The organism is Mycolicibacterium chitae (genome assembly GCF_900637205.1).
GTDB lineage: Bacteria > Actinomycetota > Actinomycetes > Mycobacteriales > Mycobacteriaceae > Mycobacterium > Mycobacterium chitae.
In genome coordinates this window covers 1530162-1549397 of the sequence record NZ_LR134355.1, presented here as the reverse complement: position 1 = coordinate 1549397, position 19236 = coordinate 1530162, and the positions used below count along the sequence as shown (strand labels likewise).

Sequence of the window (19236 nt, the reverse complement as noted above, 5' to 3'; positions counted from 1 at the left end):
CTAATTCGGTGTCGAACCCGACCAAAGGCTGTACCGCTCGACGAGAATGGTTCAGTTCGTGTCGCCGGCGGTGGTGTTGACGTTGTCGCCGAACCATTTCTCTTTGATCAGGTTGTAGGTGCCGTCCTCGCGCATGCGGAACAGCGTTTGGTTGATCGGCTTGCGCAGCGGGCTGTCGACGTCGACGACGAAGCCCTGATCCTCTTCCTGGAACATCGGTCCCGCCGTCACGGCGACGCCCTCGCCGCGGTGAGCGACGTAGTAACGCAACACCGGCGCATCGAATACCACCGCGTCGTACCCACCTTCGCGCAGCAGGTGATAGGAGTCCTCGATGGTCGGTGTCTCGGTGGCGTCGACGCCGAGGTTGCGCAGGAAGGCTGCCGCCGTGGTGTCGGCGACCGTGGCGACGGACTTCTCGTAGAGGTCGGCCGGGCCGGTGATCTTCGCGTCCAGCTTGGCGACGGTCAAGGTGGCGCTGAGGTTGGCCGAATAGAACGCCACGAACACGATCGCCGCGAAGCCCCACAGGATCGCCAGGACCTGGGTGAGGGCACGGGTCGCCGTGGTGTTCGCCGAGCCGACCAGCGAGCCGATCCCCCAGCCGAACGACTGGACAATGCCCGGATAGTACGACCGCGACACGACGGGTTTGTCGCTGCGGCGCTCGATGAACCAAAAGACGTGCGCCGGAATGATACTGACGACCACCGCCGCGCTCAGCCAGATCAGCATCGTCCGGGAGAACAACAGGTCCAGGAAACCACCGAGGCCCGGAACCGACGGGCGGGTGTCGTGCACGGGAACGATGATCTGCAGTCCCGCATCCAGGGTGGGCTGGGTGAAGTCGAAGTGTTGTTCGCGATCGGCGGTCAGCGAGATCGCGCCCACCGCGACATCGGCGCGGTCCTCGGCCACCGCGGCCAGCTGCCCCCGGACGTTGTCGGTGCGCAGGTACTCGGTGGTCCAGTCCAGCCGCTTGGCGATCTCGTTCCACAGATCGACGCTGAACCCGGTGAGCTCCCCGGAGCTGGTCTCCACGACGAAGGGTTCCAGGGGGTGCACCGCGACGCTGACCGCATCCGGTTCAGGCTCCGGTTCCGCGGCGGCCGTCGGCATCAGCGCGGGCGCCATCCCGAGCACGACCGTCAACAGGAACGCGACGATCGCGCCGACGTGCCGCGAACCCAACGGGCTCACCTCTTCTTTCCCCACTCCGCCGACGCAGGGCGTCAGGTGCTGGAGTTACCCGCCTGCCACTGTTTCCACGGAATGTTCCAGTCGCCCAGGCCATCGGTGCCCGGCAACGTCGACCCTACGGTGTTGACCACGTCGACGATGTCGCCACGCTTGACGTTGTTGTAGAACCACTGCGCGTTGCTGGTGCTGACGTTGATGCAGCCGTGGCTGACGTTGTCGTAGCCCTGGCTGCCCACCGACCACGGCGCGCCGTGGACATAGATTCCGCTGTAGGACATCTGCGTCGCGAAGTCGACCTCGGTGCGATAGCCGTTGGGCGAATTCACCGGCACGCCATAGGTGGACGAATCCATCACCAGGTGCTCGTAGCGGTCACCGACGATATAGGTGCCGTTGGGCGTGGGGGTGCTGTTCTTGCCCATCGAGATCGGCATGGTCTTGACCACCTCACCGTTGACCCGCACGGTCAAGGTCTTGGTGGCGTCGTCGGCCGTCGCGATCACCTCGTCGCCGATGGTGAACTTGGTACTGGCGTTGCCCTGGCCGAACAGACCGTCACCGAGATCCACCCCGTAGGTGTTGACCTCGACCTCGACGGTGGTGCCGGGCTTCCAGTATTCGGCCGGGCGCCAACGGACTTCGCGATTGTTCAGCCAGTAGAACGCGCCCTGAACGGCAGGCTCGGCGGTCACCTTGATGGCTCGTTCGGCGGCCACCCGGTTGGGAATGTTCTCGTCGAATCGGATCGCGATGGGTTGGCCGACGCCGACGGTCTGACCGTCGTTGGGCATCAGGTACGGCATGGTCTGATTGGCCGGCGAGTGCGTCTCGAAGGTCATCTGCCGGGTGGTGACGCCGCCGAGGCCCAGCGAGCGGGCGTTGACCGTGTAGGTCTTGTTGAAGCCCAGCGGCTCGGCGGTCTCCCAGGTCAGACCGTCGTCGCTGAGCTTGCCTTCGACGACGGTGCCGCTCTCGTTGGTCATCACCACCGAGTCGAGCACGCCGGCGGTCGCCGTCACGGTCACCGGCTTGTCGACCGGAACGCCGACCGCACCGTCCTTGAAGGACGCGGTGACCCGCGGCACCAGCAAGTCAGCAAACGGGGTGCCCTTGTCGGCGATGCGCTCGGGGGAAGCTGTGTCGGAACCGGCACCGCATGCGCTGAGCACCAGCACGGGAACCAGCAGGAACACTGCCCACCAGGATCGATAGCCGTGCGGACGGGCCGCAGAACGGACCTGCCACATAAATACGTACACCTCACAAACGGGGTTCTGCGCGAATCTTGGCAATAGTCTAAGGGCTCCGATGCCCGTCTGCGACCACGGCGTCGCTGCCCCAGCATACCGGTCGGGGGTACTTGATTTCGTGTCGCGAGGCTTCGCCTGTTATTGTCGCTCTCGCACCAAACGCGCCGTTAGCTCAGTTGGTAGAGCAGCTGACTCTTAATCAGCGGGTCCGGGGTTCGAAACCCTGACGGCGCACCAGATCAGAGGGCATTTCCTTCTGCCAATTGACTCCACAGCTGTACACAGACGTGGCGGAAGCACGCTCCGCTCAATCGACTGGGCGGAGCGTGAACCGGTGGATGTAGCCATCCCGGTCGGCATTCGTACGTGATTGACCTCATAGGCCACCAACCCCCGGCGCACAAGCGCCTCCACGCTGCGGCGGCGCTGCCCATTCACCGACACCTCGCCCTCTGCAGTTGAGTCCCGCATAGTGGTGTAGCGCGGTTGCTGGGTTCGTCATCGTGTCGGTGATGGACGTGAAGCGGCCACCGCGTGATCCTTCGAGTCAACCTTCCACAGAATCCTCGAGGAGTCCCACGATGACCGCACCCCACATTGTCGACCCTGCCGGCCTTCTTGGCGAGGCCCTGTCCGAGGCATCCCCAGATCTGATGCGCTCGCTGCTGCAGACGGTCATCAACGCCCTGCTGTCGGCGGATGCTGATGCCGTGGTGGGCGCTGAATGGGGCCAGCCCACACCGGGGCGCCGTGCCCAGCGCAACGGGTATCGCCACCGCGGCCTCGATACCCGGGTGGGCAGCATCGATGTTGCAGTCCCGAAGTTGCGCAAGGGAACCTACTTTCCCGAGTGGCTGCTCGAACGCCGTAAGCGGGCCGAATCGGCGTTGATCACCGTGGTCGCCGACTGTTACCTGGCCGGGGTGAGCACGCGGCGGATGGACAAGTTGGTCAAGACCCTGGGCATCGACTCGCTGAGCAAGTCGCAGGTCAGCCGTATGGCCACCGACCTCGACGAGCACGTCGAGCAGTTCCGCCACCGCCCACTCGATTCTGCTGGTCCGTTCACCTTCGTCGCCGCGGATGCGTTGACGATGAAGGTGCGCGAAGGCGGGCGGGTGGTCAACGGGGTCGTGCTGCTGGCCACTGGCGTCAATGGCGACGGACACCGCGAAGTCCTGGGCATGCGGGTGGTCACCAGCGAGACCGGCCCGGCCTGGAACGAGTTCTTCGCCGACCTGGTCGCCCGTGGGCTGGCCGGGGTGCGGCTGGTCACCAGCGACGCCCATGCCGGCCTGCGCGAAGCGATCGCGGCCAACCTGCCCGGAGCCAGCTGGCAACGGTGTCGCACCCACTACGCGGCCAACCTGATGAGCATCTGCCCCAAGAGCATGTGGCCGGCGGTCAAAGCGATGCTGCACAGCGTTTATGACCAACCTGACGCGCCCGCGGTGGCCGCGCAGTTCGACCGGCTCATCGACTATGTCACCGACAAGCTGCCGGCGGTGGCTGACCACCTCAGTGCTGCACGCGAAGACATCCTGGCCTTCACTGCATTTCCCAAGGACGTCTGGACCCAGATCTGGTCCAACAACCCCGCAGAACGGCTCAACAAAGAGATCCGCCGCCGGACCGACGCCGTCGGGATCTTCCCCAACCGCGACGCCATCGTCCGCCTCGTCGGCGCCGTGCTGGCCGAACAGAACGACGAGTGGGCCGAAGGCCGCCGCTACCTCGGCCTCGACGTCCTCGCCCGATGCCGCCTGACTACCGTCACCAACGACAACCCTGAAATAGGAGCCGACGACATGCCCGCACTGACCGCCTAACCCACCGGATCACGCAGCACTACACCACTTCCCGGGACTTGACCCCGGGAACCCGTTCGGTGGACTGCTCGGGTTTCCATTGCTGACCCGTTCGAGGTTGTCGGCGAGCCTCACCGTCGTGGACCGCAATGTCGGATCCTCGATCGCCGCGGCTTCCCCTCGGATCGCCGCGGCGGCCGCAGTGACATCAGAGACCCGGCGTGTGTCGACCGGATCGACCAGACCGCGCTGAATCTGGGGCAGCACACGCATCCAGTGCCGCAGCGCCTGATCCACGTACAGACAGTCACCGGTGAGCCCCGGCGGTTCCGTGTGGTACCTCCACGCGAGGATGGGGATGCCGACGACAAGCAGGGCCGGTAGCACGATGAGCACGGCGATTTTGGCCTTCGACCAGTCCCGGATCCCCATCAATGCAGCCTATGGCAGTCAGTACCTGGTGAGACGGGATGTCACTTTCCTCGCGAATATTGGCGAAACCGCCACTGGATAGTGGTGGTCGTTCGCGCGACACTGGGATCACCGCCCGTCGGGCGCATCACACTCAGAACAACGGTGAGGAACACCGATATGGCTGATCCGATGAAGGCCGTAGTACTCGCCCGGTTCGGAGGGCCAGATGCTTTCGAGCTTCGCGACGTCTCCGTACCGCAGGTAGGACCCCGCCAGATACGGGTCAACGTGCACGCAACCGCGGTCAACCCGCTCGACTATCAGATCCGGCGCGGAGACTACGCGGATTACGTGCCACTGCCGGCGATCATCGGGCACGACATCTCCGGGGTCATCGAAGAAGTCGGCTCCCACGTGACCGAGTTCCGCCCGGGCGACGCGGTGTACTACACGCCCCGAATCTTCGGAGGGCCCGGTTCCTACGCCGAGCAACACGTCGCCGACGTCGACCTCGTCGGCCGCAAGCCGGAGAATCTCAGTCATCTGGAGGCGGCGAGCCTGACGCTTGTCGGCGGTACCGTCTGGGAGTCCCTGGTCACCCGCGCCCAGCTCACCGTCGGCGAGACCATCCTCATCCACGGTGGCGCCGGCGGCGTCGGGACGATCGCCATCCAGATCGCGAAAGCGATTGGTGCACAGGTGATCACCACGGCAAAGGCCGCCGACCATGAGTTCGTGCACGCACTCGGCGCGGATGCGGCCATCGACTTCACGTCGACGGACTACGTCGAAGCCGTGGCCGATATGACCCGCGGCAAGGGCGTCGACGTCGTCTTCGACACGATCGGAGGTGACACGCTCACCAAGAGTCCGTTGACGCTCACCGACGGCGGACGCGTCGTCAGCATCGTCGACATCGCGCAGCCACAGAACCTCATCGAGGCCTGGGGCCGCAACGCGGCCTATCACTTCGTCTTCACCCGACAGAACCAGGGAAAGCTGGACGCACTCACCACCCTGGTCGAGCGCGGTCTCGTCAAACCCGTCATCGGCGCAACGCTTCCGCTCGCTCGCATGGGCGAGGCTCACGACCTCCTGGAGAACAGGCAGCGCTATGCCCTGCGCGGCAAGGTCGCGATCGACGTTGCCGGTGACACCGTCGCGCTTCCCCCGCCGCGCGCCGCGTAGCACAACACCCAGACTCCCAGGCGACCGTTGTGGTCTCAGATCCGCCCGGCGAAGGTGGCGCGGTACTCGGTGGGGGACACATCCAGCAGCCGGCGGAAATGCAACCGGAGGTTCGATCCGGTCCCCAGTCCGGCCTCTTCGGCGATCCGGTCGACCGGCAGCCGGGTGCTCTCCAGGAGTTCGCGGGCGGTGTCCACCCGCGCCCGGAGAATCCACTGCAGCGGGGTGCTACCGGTCTCGTCGGTGAAACGGCGTAGGAACGTGCGGGGTGACATCCGCGCGTGCGCGGCGAGCCCGGCGACCGTGAGTGACTGATCGAGCCGCGTCATGGCCCATTCGCGGGTCGCGGCAAGGGTTTCGCCGTGACCGATCGAGCTGGTCTTGGGCAGGTACTGGGCCTGGCCCCCGGCGCGGTAGGGAGCGGTGACGAGTCCCCGTGCGATCTCGTGCGCCGCACTCACGCCGCGGTCACGCCGAACCATGTGCAGGCACAGGTCCAGACCCGCGGCGGCTCCCGCCGAGGTGAGAACGGACCCCTCGTCGACGAAGAGCACATTCGGCTCGACCGTGATCTGCGGATAACTCTCCGCGAGCTTTTCGGCTGCGTCCCAGTGCGTCGTCGCCCGAAGACCATCGAGCAGACCCGCCTCCGCGAGAGCGAAAGCGCCGTAACAGATCGACGCGATACGGGCCCCGCGGGACGCAGCGCTCCGTAACGCCTCGACCGCCTGCGCCGGTATCTGCCGACCCGCCGGTGCGTATCCGGGGACCACGATCGTGTCCGCGTCGGACAGGGCGTCCAGTCCCCGCGCGACGGCGAAACCGAAACCTCCGTGGGACGGCACCGTACCGGCGGTCACGCCGCAAGCCGACACCTCGTATCCGAACCCCGACTCCGGATGGAACACCTCCGCCGGGATCCCGACGTCCATCGGCAGCGCCCCGTCGAGTACGAGGACCACCACCTGATGCGGTCCCTGCGAGGTTCTCATGGCAGATCCGTTCATTTCTCGATAACTAGGAGAGTGCATATTGACTCGCGAAATCCCAAGTGAGAGCGCTTGCGTCGGGACCCGCGTGGTCGACGAACAGGCCGGTGCCGGACGGTCCCGGCCAGGCATGCCCCATGTCCTCGACGAGATAGGAGTCGACGATCACGACACCTCCCGCCGCCGTCCGGGTGGTTCGGGTGTAGGCATGGCTGCCGGGAGCGGACGGCACGTTGTGGACTTTGTCCACCAGGTCCAGGCTGTCGTTGAGCAGGCCATCGTCGACCAGATCGTTCACCGCGGTCCAGTGCGAGACAAGGCGATTCGCGACCAGCGGCGGCACCACCTCATCCCGTGCGCCCTGGATGACGAGCATCGGCACATGCCTGGCCCGCTCTCCCATCTGGGCCCACGCCTGACGTGCGGTGTACTCCGGCGGCGTGGCGTCCGGGTCGTCGGGGTGCACCTGATTCAGCCCGTATTCACCGCCGGCGACGGATGTGACCGTCGCGAATTGATCGGGATAGGTGGCCGCGAGGATGACCGCGGTACCGGCTCCGGACGAGGCGCCCACCACATGGACGCGATGCGGATCGGCCCGGTAGTCCTCGACGACCTGGCGTGCGACGCCGGCCAGAAGTGCGGGTTCGCCACTGCCGCGGTGCTGTTCGCGCGGGTCGGCCGATTCCCAACAGTTGCCTGCCCCGCGGAACAGTCGCTGTGTCGGATACACCACGAGGAACCCTTCGCGGTCGGCCAGGTGGTTGAACCGGGTACTCGCTTTCATCGAGTTCCACCCGAATCCGGTCATTCCGCACCCGTGTATCGCCATCACCACCGGCAGCCCGGAAGCCCGGTCGTGGCGTGGCGGAACGTGCACCTGGTAACGCTGGTACCCGTCCTCGCCCACGAACACGTGGTTACGGTCGCCTGTCCCCATCGCCCACGGCGCACCGAACTGGAAGGCGGCGGTCGCACCGGTCGCCGTCATGGTCAGCGCCAGTATCACGGCCAAGACGGCGCGCCCGCGCCTCCGCTTCGCCGGAGCCGTCCGACGAGCTGCTGCGCAGGTGTTGGTAGTTCGCATCGAGAGGGTCAACGCCGCCGCTCTTCGATTTCATTCACCGACCCGCCGGCATCAGCGCCCCCGCAAGACGGGACGACCCGTCTTGACGCGAGACGACCCGTTCCGTATCGTATCCGGTACCGGCTCGACGACATGAACTTCCCCACGAATTTGTCTGTCAGATGCAAGGAAGCACCCGACAGAAAAAGAATCCGCGTGCCCACGACCGGTCTCGGTGCAGTGCTTTCGCCCCGCAGACTACGACCGCGACGGTCGTACTCCCGTGGTTAACAAAGGCTCTCATGCTTCACCCGGAGTTGACGCTGCCCGACGACACCTAGGAATCACTCCCATGAGCGTGCCTGATCGACGTGACGACGACGACGAACTGACCGCCCGTTTCGAACGCGAGGTGATCCCCCTGGTGGACAGACTCTTCGCCGCGGCGATGCGGATGACCCAACAACGCGCCGACGCTGAAGATCTGGTCCAAGAGACGATGATCCGCGCATACGCGGGGTTCCGGAGCTACCAGCCCGGAACGAATCTCGTGGGATGGCTGCTCCGCATCCAGGCGAACGCGCACATCAGCGGCCATCGCAAGCGGATGCGTCGCCCCACGGAGACCGTCATGAGCACCATCGAGGAGTGGCAACTGCCCGCCTACGCCGGACGGTCGCCGAGAGCGCTCCGCTCGGCGGAATTGGTCGTCTTGGAATCCCTACCCGACAACGACATCAGAGCCGCCTTGGACGAATTGCCTGAGGTGTTTCGGATGGCGGTGTACTACGCCGATGTCGAGGGCCTACCCCACAAAGAGATCTGCACGATCACGGGCACGCCGCTGGGCACCGTCATGTCGCGAGTTCATCGCGGCAGATCGCGGCTGCGGGTTCTGCTAGCCGACCTCGCCGCTGAACGCGGCTACCTCCCGCCGCCAATCACAACCCGCGTCCGGAGCACTCCTCGCGGTCACAGACAGCACGACATTCCAGCACCGGCTGCGCGTTGAGCACCCACCCTCAGCCGATATCCGATGCTCAATTCCCTTAAGGACCACAGTGGAACCGCACGCACGAAACCGACGCCTGGTGAAGAAGGCGGCCGGAGCTCTCACCCTGGGCTCGGCGGTGTTGCTCACCGCGTGTACGTCGGCGCCGGCAAGTACCCCGCCCGGTGGGCTGGACCGGTTCTACGAGCAGCGGATCGCCTGGGAGCCATGCGAGGACTACGCCACGACATCCATCGAGACCGCAGTATTCGCCGCCGCGCCCGCGGCCGAGTGCGGGCGTCTGATGGTGCCGCTGAACTACCGCGAACCCGCGGGCAAGACGGCACGACTCGCCGTCATGCGGGTACCTGCCCGCGGCGAAGCGATCGGCTCGCTGGTCATCAACCCCGGCGGGCCCGGTGGTCCGGGCCTGTTCGCCGCTGCGGCAACATCGCTGGGACATGCCAAGACCCCCCTTACCGAGAGCTTCGATCTGGTCGGGCTGGATCCCCGCGGTGTAGGCAAGTCGGAGCCGGCCATCGATTGCTTCTCCGACGCTGAAGCCGACGAGGGCAATGTCCTGCTGAGTACCCAGGGCACGACTGTCCAATGGACGGAAGCGGATACCCGAGCAATCGTCGACCGTTGCGCCGAGCGTTCGGGCGGCGCCGACGTACTGGCCGGTGTCGGCACCCGTGATGCGGCTCGGGATGTCGATGTGTTGCGGGCCGTCCTCGGCGACGAGAAGTTGACCTTCCTGGGCCAGAGCTACGGAACCCGACTGGGCGCCGTGTACGCCGAGCAGTTCCCGCAGAACGTACGCGCCATGTTGCTCGACGGGGCGATCGACCCGCACCAGGGCACCTCGGAGCGCCGCATCGGTGCATTCGCCGGTTTTCAGCGGTCCTTCGAGGAGATGGCTGCGTTCTGCGTCACGCAGGCCGTCTGTCCGCTGGGCCACGACCCGGACCACGCCACCGAGACATTTCATCAAATCGTGCGCCCACTCTACGAGACCCCCGTTCCCGCATTGAACTCCGAGCTGAGCTACGACGAAGCGATCGGTGGCGTGATCTCGGGGCTGTACACCGAGGCGGCCTGGCCGCGCGTCATTGCCGGGATAGCCCAGCTACCGCAGGGACGCGGCGACGAGCTGCTACAACTGAACTACGACTTCGCGCTCCGGGACGCCGAGGGCCGCTGGACCAATTTCACCGAGGCGCTCTACGCGATCAACTGCATGGACGAGGAGCGGCTCAGCGAGACTGAGGGCGACGAACTGCGGGCCGCCATCTTTGCGGCGGCACCGTTCATGGATCCCGGCGTCACCCTGACCGGTGCGCGCGACGGATGTGAGCACTGGCCGGCCGAACCCACCCTCGGCTACCCCTACGCCACCGATATCGCCGACCTCCCAGCGACATTGGTCGTGTCCATCACCGGAGATCCCACCACGCCCCATGCCGGTGGCATCAACCTGGCGAAGACGCTGGGCAGTGCGTTGCTGACGGTCGAGGGGGAAGGGCACACGATTGTGACAGCGGGTACCAATTCGTGTGTCAACGCAATCGCCGCCGACTACCTGATCCACCTCGAACTTCCGCCGGCGGGTTCCTCGTGCCAGTTGTGACGCGCCCCCTCTTCAGTCTCGACCCGTGCTGTGCCGCCGAGTCATCAAGCGGATCAGAGCATTTCAGCAAACCGCCGTTGCACCCGCACGGGCGTGACAGCATCGGACGCAACGGAAGGGTGGGGCGATGAGCGCAATAGCGGGAAAAGTTGTCCACGTGGGTGGACTGGCGGACATCCCCGAGGGGGCACCCTACGGTGTGCGGATCGCGGGCGTGGACGTGGTCCTGATCCGCGTCGGCGATGACATCTCGGCGTTGCACGGCCGCTGCGCGCATCGCGGTGCCCGGATGGCAGACGGCCACATCGAGGGTGGGACTTTGGTATGCGGTCTGCACGGATGGCGGTACGACACCAACACCGGTATCGCACCGGTCAACCCGTCGGTGGCGTTGACGAAGTTTCCCGCCTGGGTGACCGGCGGCGAAGTCTACGTCGACGAATCCGCGGTCTCCGCTTTCGCCGACGCGAACCCGCAACCGTACAGCGACGATGGCTACCAAGGCGCATGGATCAAGCCCACCGATACGTCCGAAGAACCGTTCGTCACGCAGATTCATGAGTTCGCCGCGCATGGCCTCAGCCGGGTGGGTCCCGACGGCCCGGTGGACGCGATGGGGGTCCCGCGCGATCGGCTCCCCTCCTGGGATTCGATCCAACTGTTGCCCGCCCAGCTGCATCGGCTACCGCTGTTGGAGGACGAACCGGTCAGCACCGAAACGGTGATCGGCCCCAGCGCCGCACGGCCACTGATCCTCGACATCCCGTTGTTCGTCAGCGATATGAGCTTCGGTGCGCTGTCCCAAGAAGCCAAAGTCGCCCTCGCCACCGGAGCGGAACTCGCCGGCACCGGAATCTGCTCGGGTGAAGGCGGCATGCTTCCCGAAGAGCAAGAGGCGAATTCCAGATACTTCTACGAACTGGCCTCCGGCCGGTTCGGTTGGAGCTTCGAGCATCTGCCCAAGGTGCAGGCCTTTCACTTCAAAGGCGGCCAGGGCGCCAAGACCGGCACCGGTGGACACCTGCCCGGCAACAAGGTTGTCGACCGCATCGCCGCGGTTCGGGGACTGGCCCCGGGGACACCGGCCATCTCGCCGGCGCGGTTCCCGGAGTGGGACGCACTGGCACAGTTCAAGGACTTCGCCGCGCGGGTGCGTGACGAGTCCGGCGGAATTCCGGTCGGATACAAGATGAGCGCACAGCACATCGAGCAGGACATCGACGCCGCGCTGGAGATCGGCGTGGACTACCTCATCCTCGACGGCCGTGGCGGCGGAACCGGGGCCGCACCGACCATCTTCCGCGACCACATCTCCGTACCCACCATCCCCGCGCTGGCGCGGGCACGGCGGCACCTGGACTCCTCCGACGCCGGTCACGTCACGTTGGTGATCACCGGTGGCATCCGCACCCCGGCCGACATGGTCAAGGCGCTGGCACTGGGTGCCGACGCCATCGCCTTGTCCAACGCGGCCCTGCAGGCAATCGGGTGCGTGGGAATGCGCGCCTGCCATACCAATACGTGCCCTGCGGGCATCGCCACCCAAGACCCGCGACTGCGCGCACGGCTCCCGGTCCCGGCGGCCGCCCAACGGCTGAATCGCTACCTGCGCTCCGCCGTGGAGTTGATGGTGGTGCTGGCCCGGGCGTGTGGACACCGCCGCCTGGCCGACTTCGACGTCGACGATCTCACAACATTCGACCGGGACTTCGCGTATCTGTCCGGAGTCCCCTATGCAGGGGCGGTGCCATTGTGACCAGTACAGACCACACTCCCGACGAACTCGACGGTCTCGACGTCAAGCGAAACCTTTACTGGTACAAGGTCGCCGAGCCGGACGACTTTGCCGACAGTGAGGTTCGGGTCTGCCCGGTCGGGCTCAAGACCGTCGCGGTGACCAAACTGCACGGCCGCTACGGTGCCATCGACAACCGGTGTCCGCACCAGGGCGGGCCCCTCGGGCAGGGGACCGTGGAAAACGACAAGATCCGCTGCCCCTGGCATGGGTTCGACTTCGACCCGTTCACCGGCCACGCCGCGGGCGGACCGGGTTTCGACGTCCCCACCTATCCCGTAGAGGCCCGTGACGACGGCATCTACGTTGCCGCACTGCCGCCACTCCCCCACACCCGCACTATCAGTGACGTCTTGGTCGAGACGATGACCGAGTGGGGGGTGGACACCGTGTTCGGCATGGTCGGCCACTCCAATCTGGGTGTCGCCGAGGCGCTGCACCGCGCGGAAACGGCCGGGGAACTGAAGTATTTCGGGGTCCGGCACGAAGGAGCCGCGGCCTTCGCCGCCGCTGCCTACGGAAAGCTCACCGGGCGACCCGCGGCGTGCTTCGGGATTGCCGGGCCGGGCTCGACGAACCTGCTGACCGGGCTCTACGACGCCAAGTCTGATCGCGTGCCGGTGCTGGCACTATCGGGAAACGTCAACTCGTCAGTGGCGGGCAAGGGCGCATTTCAGGACATCGACCTGCTCGCTGCCTTCGCCGATGTGGCTGTCTACTCCCAAATGGTGCGGGCCGGTTCAGAACACGGCGAACTCATGACGCTGGCACTCAAGCACGCGATCATCCAACGGGGTGTGGGCCACTTGGTCATACCGGACGACGTTCAGGTGCTGGAGGCGCCCGATCAGCCGGCGTCCGGCCCGCAAGGCCGGATGCCGGATCTACGGACCGGGCCTCCGACCGCACCGCTACAGCAGGCCCTGCAGCAGATCGCGGCAGCGAAACGTCCCGTGGTGATCGTCGGCGCCGGCGCCAGACACGACATGGAAGCCGCGGTCGCCCTGGCCGAGGCGCTGCATGCCCCGGTGCTGACCACCTTCAAGGCCAAGGGCCAGATCTCCGATGCCCATCCCCTGGCCTGCGGTGTCCTGGGCCGCTCGGGCACGCCGGTGGCCTCGTGGATGATGAACAAGGCCGACCTGCTGCTCGTGTTCGGTGCGTCGTTCTCCGACCACACCGGCATCTCGCCGTACAAGCCGACCATCCAGGTCGACACCGACCCCCTGGCGCTCGGCCGGTTCAAGCCGGTGACCGTGCCGCTGCTCGGTGACGTCGGAATGTCCTGCGCTGCTCTGTGTGCTGAATTGCGCGTGCATCCGGAACTGATCGACCAGCGTACCGAGGTGGCGGAGCGGTGGACCGTGTGGCGGGGCGAGAAGGCGCGGCGGGCGGCGGCGCGCACCGACCGCGGCGTACCCGCGGCGGCGGTCATCGAGGCCCTCAACGACGTGGTGCCCGCGGACGCGGTTGTCGCCGTCGACGTCGGCGATCACGCCTACTCGTTCGGGCGGTACTTCGAGACGAAGCAGCAGTCGGTTCTGATGTCGGGCTATCTCGGGTCTATCGGCTTCGGCTTCCCCGCCGCCATGGGCGCCTGGGCCGCCGCCCCGGATCGGCCCATCGTGACGGTCACCGGCGACGGAGGATTCGGTCAGTATCTGGCCGAGATCACCACGGCGGTCAAGTACGGGATGAGCATCACCCACATCCTGCTCAACAACGGCGAACTCGCGAAGATCAGCGACGAACAACGGGCCGCCGAGTACGCGGTATGGCAGACTTCGCTGCACAACCCGGATTTCGCGGCCTTCGCCCGCAACTGCGGCGCTCACGGTGTTCGGGTGGAGGACCCGGCCGACCTCTCCGCGGCGGTCGCCGAGGCTCTTGCCTACCCTGGACCGGCGCTCGTCGAGATCGTCACCGACCCCCAGTCCCGGTAAGGGACTGCCACGCCGGTCCGGCCGTATCCCTGTGGTACGAGACCTTTTGGCCTTGATGCGCTCAGTCGCGGAAGACCGGCGCGTTGGGTGCCCGGACCGTCTGCTGCGGCGCCTTCACCGGCGGAGTGAAGTCCTCTTCCCCGGAGTTGATCGACTTCTCGGTCGGGGTCAACGTGGGTTCCGTGGTGGTGGGCGCCTGCTCGGGCGTATCGCTGTCGGTGCTGCACGCGGCGGCGAAACCGATCATCGCGAGGATGGCGGCACCGCCTAGCGCTGCCGAGAGCCGACGAGTCAGGGTATTCGGTGCCATTTCATTCCCTTACGTTCTCTGCCTGCGATGAATCATGTTGCGGCGGTCCTGGTTCAAATCTCGAAGATTGCGCCCTGGCATCAGAATTGGCTGGCTCCGCCGTCGGCGTAGATCTCTGAACCGGTGATATAGGAGCTGCCCGGGGAGGCCAGGAAGGAGATCACGCTGCCGATTTCCTCCGGGCGCGCGCGCCGCTTCATCGGCACGGTGGCGGTGAGGTCCTCCAGCGCATCATCGGCGCCCACGAAGAGGCCGGCCAACCCGGGTGTCTCGGTGAGTCCCGGGGCGACGACGTTGACGCGGATCCTGCGGTCGACGAGTTCGGCGGCCCAGCTTCGGGCCAACGAGCGGATGGCGGTCTTGGACGCGGCGTAGACGCTGGTGCCCGGCGAGGCCTTCACGTCACCGGCGGAACCACACAGGATCACCGACGCGCCCTCGTTGAGCAGGGGAAGGACGGCCTGGACGGTGAGGATGATTCCGCCGACGTTGGTGTTGAACGTGCGCGCGTAGTGGTCCCAGGTGATGTTTCCCAACGGCGCGACCTCGGCAACACCCGCATTGGCGAAGACAATGTCGAGCCCGCCTCCCCGGGTCTCGACGGCGGCCGTGATGCGGGCGAGGTCTGCCGGGTGGGTCACGTCGGCGCGAATGGCACTGGCCTTTTGGTAACCAATTTCGGTGACGGTGTCATCGAGTGCGTCTTGGCGGCGCCCGACGAGAAACACGTGCGCGCCGTCGCGGGCGAGTGCCCGTGCCCCGGCACGGCCGATGCCCGAAGTGGCCCCGGTGACGAGGGCCGCCTTGCCTGTGAGTACTGACATCGGATCTCCCATTTTGTGTACCGTCGGCGTCCTACTGATGGAAACCATGCCTAGCCCGGTACCGCGGCCGACCGCATAACGTTACGACACGTCTCGTCTCGGGTCAAGACGGTACGTCTCGTGTTGTCTCTGGGGCCGGTGGGGCGTTAATGTTCTGCCATGCCGCCACCCGATCCCAGCCGACGCAACGAGCACTCGCGGCGGGCGATTCTTGAGGCGGCGCTGGCCCTGGTCGGCGAACTCGGCTACGACAACGTCTCGGTCGAGGCGATCGCCAAGCGGGCGGGTTGCGGTAAGCAGACCATCTACCGCTGGTGGCCGTCCAAGGGCGCGGTGGTGCTCGAAGCGGCGATCCAGAGTCTCAATCCGGTCGTCGTGTTTCCTGACACCGGCGATATGGTCACCGACCTGCGGGAGCAGCTGGTCGGAATCGTGGACCTGATCGCAACCACCAGTTTCGGAGCGGCGTACCGGGGTGTCATCGCCGCCGGTCAGTCCGACCCCGACCTGTTGCAGGCGGTCTTCGAGCAGGTCATCGAACCCAATATCAAAGGGTTCACCGCGCGGGCGGCCCTGGCGAAACAGCGCGGCGAGATACGTCCCGACGCCGACGTGGCCACGCTGCGCGATGTGCTCTACGGCGTCATCGAATATCGGCTGTTCCACGACATGCCGCTCGAGCCGCAACACATCGACGCACTGCTGACGCTCACCTTCGACGGGGTGCGCTGAACGCACCTGCGACGGCCGACCACAGTGCGTTTTGCACATCAAGTTCTGTGAATTCTGCTGCTGCTGACCGCATGATCCTCCACCTACCCTGAGGAAGTGCCCAGCAGGAACACCGCTCTCGCGGAATTTCTCCGACAGCATCGCGCCAAGGTCCAACCACGCGATGTAGGGCTACCGACGGGAAGCCGGCGCCGCGTGACCGGACTGCGCCGGGAAGAAGTGGCAAGCCTGGCCGGTATCAGCGTCGACTACTACCACCGCATCGAACAAGGACGCGAGCGACCATCCGATCAGGTCCTCGATGCCATCGCCGGCACCTTACGGCTCACACCCGACGCGACCGCATATCTGCGACATCTGGTGGCGCACTCCACATCCCGACGCCCGGTCGTCAGGCCGCGACGGCCGGTGAATCCCGCCCTGCAGGCCCTGATCGACAGCTGGCAGGTGTCTCCGGCGTGTATTCATGACGGTTCCGCAACCGTGGTGATGGCCAACGCGTGTGCCGCCGCGCTGTCGGCGAGCTTCGCGGTCGGGGGAAACCCGGTGCGCAGCCTGTTCCTCGACGAGGACATGCGCGAGTTCTGCCGGGACTGGGAGGGCCTGACCGCGTGGGCGGTGCGCTGGCTCCGTGACTTCGCAAGCCACCACCCCGATCCCGGGATGGACGCGTTGATCGAGGAGTTGTGCAGTCACAGCGCGGACTTCCGCGCGCTATGGGCCACCTATGACGTCGGGCGTCACGGCCGCGGCCTGCTGTTGATCAACCACCCCCTGGTCGGGCCGCTCGATCTGCACTTCCAACAGCTGGCCCTGCGCGGCAGCGAGTACATCATGGTGGTCTACTGGGCCGACCCTGGCTCGCCGTCGGAAGCTGCGTTGCACGAGTTGAGCGGGTGCCAAGTGCCCGACGTGGTCTGACATGGCGGTCGGCGTCACATCACATACACCACCACGACGAGCAGCACGGCGGCGAAAAGCACTGTCCGCGCGATGGAAAGCACGGTCTGCTTGAAGAAGTCTCGGTAGCGATCCGGTTCAGCGGGCACACAACGATCGTGGGGGTGCGGGGCACGGGGATCCAGGCAGTGTCAGCACCACCTTTAGCACCCAAATGTTCTGTAAGTAACGCAGTTCCGCCGCGTGGCCCTCGCGGTGCTAGGAAAACTGCTGCCTGGGCCCTGGTGCGCGACCGCGCCAGGATGATCGGTGAAGTCGCTGAGACACCGCATTCCCATCACCACGTCATCCTGACGACGGTCGATCACGAGCACATTGAGGAATCACAATGACTTTCGTCACCGAGGACAACATCACCGATCTGGCCGTCAAGCGTTGGTCCACCGCGTACTCGCCGCGTACGGCCGAACTCATGAGCGTCCTTGTCCGCCACATCCACGACTATGCCCGCGAGGTCGCGCTGACCTCCGAGGAGTGGATGGCCGCCATCGACTGGCTCACCGAGGTCGGCGAGATCAGCACCGACAAGCGCCAGGAGTTCATCCTGGCCTCCGACGTGTTCGGCTTGAGCATGCTGGTGGTTCAGATGAACAACCGGTTCCCGGCGCCGGCGACCCCGGCGACCGTGCTCGGCCCGTTCTACATCGATGGCTCACCGCCCGCCCCGTTCGGATTCGACATGTCCGACGGCGTCGAAGGGACACCGCTGTTCATCACCGGCACCGTCACCGACACCGCAGGCACCCCGATCGCCGGCGCGATCCTCGACGTGTGGCAGGCCGACGCCACCGGGACCTACGAAGCGCAGTACACCGGGCTCGACGAGGCACGCCTCCGCGCCAAGTACTGCACCCGCTCCGACGGCACGTACTGCGTGCGCACGATCACCCCGATCGGATACACGATCCCCATGGACGGGCCGGTCGGAAGGCTGATCAGTGCCACGGACATCAGTGAATACCGGCCCGCCCATGTCCACTGTCTGTTCGAGGCGCCCGGTTACCGCACGCTGATCACGCATCTTTTCCGCTACGGCACCGACTATCTCGACACCGACGTCGTCTTCGGCGTCAAGGACGAACTCGTCGTCAGCTTCACCGAGCACCCTGCCGGCCCGGGCCCCGACGGTCGGCAGGTGGACGAACCCTTCCTGGTGGCCCGCTACGACTTCGTTCTGCACGCAGCTGATCCCGCCCCGAGTCCTCGATGACCGGCACCCGAAATACAGAAGGACAGATCATGCGCACACTCCTGCACATCGACTCCTCGGTCCGCGTGGAGGGATCGGTCAGCCGCGCGCTGACGGCTCGAGCGGCTGCCCGGTGGCTCGTGGCCAATCCCGCTGGGACGGTGACATACCGCGACCTGGCGGCCGACCCCATACCGCATCTGGATGGTTCGAACGGTCTGGCGTTGATGACTCCGCCAGAGCACCACAACCCCGCCGAAGCTCGGACCTACGCGTTGAGTAGGAAGCTGATCGACGAGATCAAGGCCGCCGACGCCGTGGTGTTGGGCATGGCGTTGTACAACTACGCCGCGCCCAGCCTGGTGAAGACGTGGGTCGACCATATCGTCGCCGGCGGACTGTCTTTCGCCTCGGACGGCACCGGCCTACTCTCCGGGACGGAGTTCATCGTGATCGAGAGCCGCGGCGGGGGCTACCGGGGAGGCACTCCCAAGCATGGCTGGGATCACGCGGAATCCTGGATCGCACACGCGGTTTCGCTTACCGGTTTGGAGCCGCAGATCATTGTGGCCGAGCTGACCATGGCCGCCGACGACGCCCGTATGGCGCACCTTCGACCCTTGGCCCAGGAGAGCCTGGAACGCGCACACGCGCAGATCGATGCCCTGTGGGATACCGCCGGCGAGAGCGTCGCCTGAGGATCCGCTCCCCCCGTTTGTCAACGAGTGCGGGTACTCATCCGCGGTCGATGGGCTCGTTCGGAGCCCGGACCGTCTGCTGGGGCGCTGTCACCGGCGGAGTGAAAGGCCCTGGGGCGGGCTTGATCGACTTCTCGGTCGGTGTCAGCGAGGACTCCGTGGTGGTCGTTGGTGACTGCTCGGGTGTTTCGCTGTCGGTACTGCATGCCGCGGTGATGCCGATCATTGCGATGACGGCGGCACCACCTA

The 19236-nt window shown here is 65.9% G+C and carries 17 protein-coding genes and 1 tRNA gene; 11 read left to right on the top strand and 7 right to left on the bottom strand.

Annotation, left to right across the window (positions count from 1 at the left end; all coding sequences use genetic code 11):
- Window positions 1-51: 51 nt before the first annotated feature.
- Together EL338_RS07480 and EL338_RS07475 are read right to left on the bottom strand one after the other, a co-directional pair.
- Entirely contained in the window at window positions 52-1200 is a 1149-nt protein-coding gene (locus EL338_RS07480) for a transporter substrate-binding domain-containing protein (protein WP_235666400.1), read from the bottom strand.
- Window positions 1201-1232: 32 nt separating this feature from the next.
- Window positions 1233-2447 (bottom strand): L,D-transpeptidase, encoded by a 1215-nt coding sequence (locus EL338_RS07475; protein ID WP_126333145.1) that lies wholly within the window; start codon window positions 2445-2447, stop codon window positions 1233-1235.
- A 164-nt stretch (window positions 2448-2611) separates the two neighbouring features.
- Between EL338_RS07475 and EL338_RS07470 the strand changes: the two genes are divergently transcribed.
- Window positions 2612-2687, top strand: a tRNA-Lys gene (locus EL338_RS07470).
- 344 nt (window positions 2688-3031) lie between these two features.
- Window positions 3032-4279 (top strand): IS256 family transposase, encoded by a 1248-nt coding sequence (locus EL338_RS07465; RefSeq protein ID WP_126331946.1) that lies wholly within the window; start codon window positions 3032-3034, stop codon window positions 4277-4279.
- A gap of 9 nt (window positions 4280-4288) precedes the next feature.
- On the opposite strand, the gene EL338_RS07460 is transcribed toward EL338_RS07465, so the two are convergent.
- Window positions 4289-4690, bottom strand: a complete 402-nt coding sequence (locus EL338_RS07460) for a hypothetical protein (protein WP_126333144.1) — start codon at window positions 4688-4690, stop codon at window positions 4289-4291.
- A gap of 84 nt (window positions 4691-4774) precedes the next feature.
- Between EL338_RS07460 and EL338_RS07455 the strand changes: the two genes are divergently transcribed.
- Window positions 4775-5860 (top strand): zinc-dependent alcohol dehydrogenase family protein, encoded by a 1086-nt coding sequence (locus EL338_RS07455; protein ID WP_235666399.1) that lies wholly within the window; start codon window positions 4775-4777, stop codon window positions 5858-5860.
- Between the two features lie 35 nt (window positions 5861-5895).
- On the opposite strand, the gene EL338_RS07450 is transcribed toward EL338_RS07455, so the two are convergent.
- Together EL338_RS07450 and EL338_RS07445 are read right to left on the bottom strand one after the other, a co-directional pair.
- Window positions 5896-6852 (bottom strand): GlxA family transcriptional regulator, encoded by a 957-nt coding sequence (locus EL338_RS07450; protein WP_126333143.1) that lies wholly within the window; start codon window positions 6850-6852, stop codon window positions 5896-5898.
- A gap of 25 nt (window positions 6853-6877) precedes the next feature.
- A complete protein-coding gene (locus tag EL338_RS07445) occupies window positions 6878-7858 on the bottom strand; it encodes an extracellular catalytic domain type 1 short-chain-length polyhydroxyalkanoate depolymerase (RefSeq protein WP_235666481.1) in 981 nt (326 codons plus the stop codon).
- 409 nt (window positions 7859-8267) lie between these two features.
- Here EL338_RS07445 and EL338_RS07440 point away from each other — a divergent pair, with 409 nt between their 5' ends.
- The 4 genes from EL338_RS07440 (at window position 8268) to EL338_RS07425 (ending at window position 14274) form a co-directional block, all read left to right on the top strand.
- A complete protein-coding gene (locus EL338_RS07440) occupies window positions 8268-8927 on the top strand; it encodes a sigma-70 family RNA polymerase sigma factor (RefSeq protein WP_126333141.1) in 660 nt (219 codons plus the stop codon).
- A 49-nt stretch (window positions 8928-8976) separates the two neighbouring features.
- Entirely contained in the window at window positions 8977-10536 is a 1560-nt protein-coding gene (locus EL338_RS07435; protein WP_126333140.1) for an alpha/beta hydrolase, read from the top strand.
- Window positions 10537-10663: 127 nt separating this feature from the next.
- Window positions 10664-12292, top strand: a complete 1629-nt coding sequence (locus EL338_RS07430) for a glutamate synthase-related protein (protein WP_126333139.1) — start codon at window positions 10664-10666, stop codon at window positions 12290-12292.
- The gene (locus EL338_RS07425) at window positions 12289-14274 is read left to right on the top strand and encodes a thiamine pyrophosphate-dependent enzyme (RefSeq protein ID WP_126333138.1); all 1986 of its coding nucleotides are present in this window, start codon (window positions 12289-12291) and stop codon (window positions 14272-14274) included. The genes EL338_RS07430 and EL338_RS07425 overlap by 4 nt, the downstream gene beginning before the upstream one ends.
- 61 nt (window positions 14275-14335) lie before the next feature.
- Here EL338_RS07425 and EL338_RS07420 read toward each other — a convergent pair whose 3' ends face one another.
- Window positions 14336-14584 carry a hypothetical protein gene (locus tag EL338_RS07420; RefSeq protein WP_126333137.1) on the bottom strand — a complete coding sequence of 83 codons (249 nt, stop codon included), beginning with the start codon at window positions 14582-14584 and terminating at the stop codon, window positions 14336-14338.
- Between the two features lie 80 nt (window positions 14585-14664).
- Entirely contained in the window at window positions 14665-15420 is a 756-nt protein-coding gene (locus EL338_RS07415) for an SDR family NAD(P)-dependent oxidoreductase (protein ID WP_308213146.1), read from the bottom strand.
- A 147-nt stretch (window positions 15421-15567) separates the two neighbouring features.
- Here EL338_RS07415 and EL338_RS07410 point away from each other — a divergent pair, with 147 nt between their 5' ends.
- The 4 genes from EL338_RS07410 (at window position 15568) to EL338_RS07395 (ending at window position 18987) form a co-directional block, all read left to right on the top strand.
- Window positions 15568-16140, top strand: a complete 573-nt coding sequence (locus EL338_RS07410; RefSeq protein WP_126333136.1) for a TetR/AcrR family transcriptional regulator — start codon at window positions 15568-15570, stop codon at window positions 16138-16140.
- A 96-nt stretch (window positions 16141-16236) separates the two neighbouring features.
- Window positions 16237-17061 (top strand): helix-turn-helix domain-containing protein, encoded by an 825-nt coding sequence (locus tag EL338_RS07405; RefSeq protein WP_126333135.1) that lies wholly within the window; start codon window positions 16237-16239, stop codon window positions 17059-17061.
- Between the two features lie 367 nt (window positions 17062-17428).
- Window positions 17429-18310, top strand: coding sequence for a dioxygenase family protein (locus tag EL338_RS07400; protein WP_126333134.1), 882 nt, complete (start codon window positions 17429-17431; stop codon window positions 18308-18310).
- Window positions 18311-18339: 29 nt separating this feature from the next.
- Entirely contained in the window at window positions 18340-18987 is a 648-nt protein-coding gene (locus tag EL338_RS07395; RefSeq protein ID WP_126333133.1) for an FMN-dependent NADH-azoreductase, read from the top strand.
- Window positions 18988-19236: the final 249 nt, after the last annotated feature.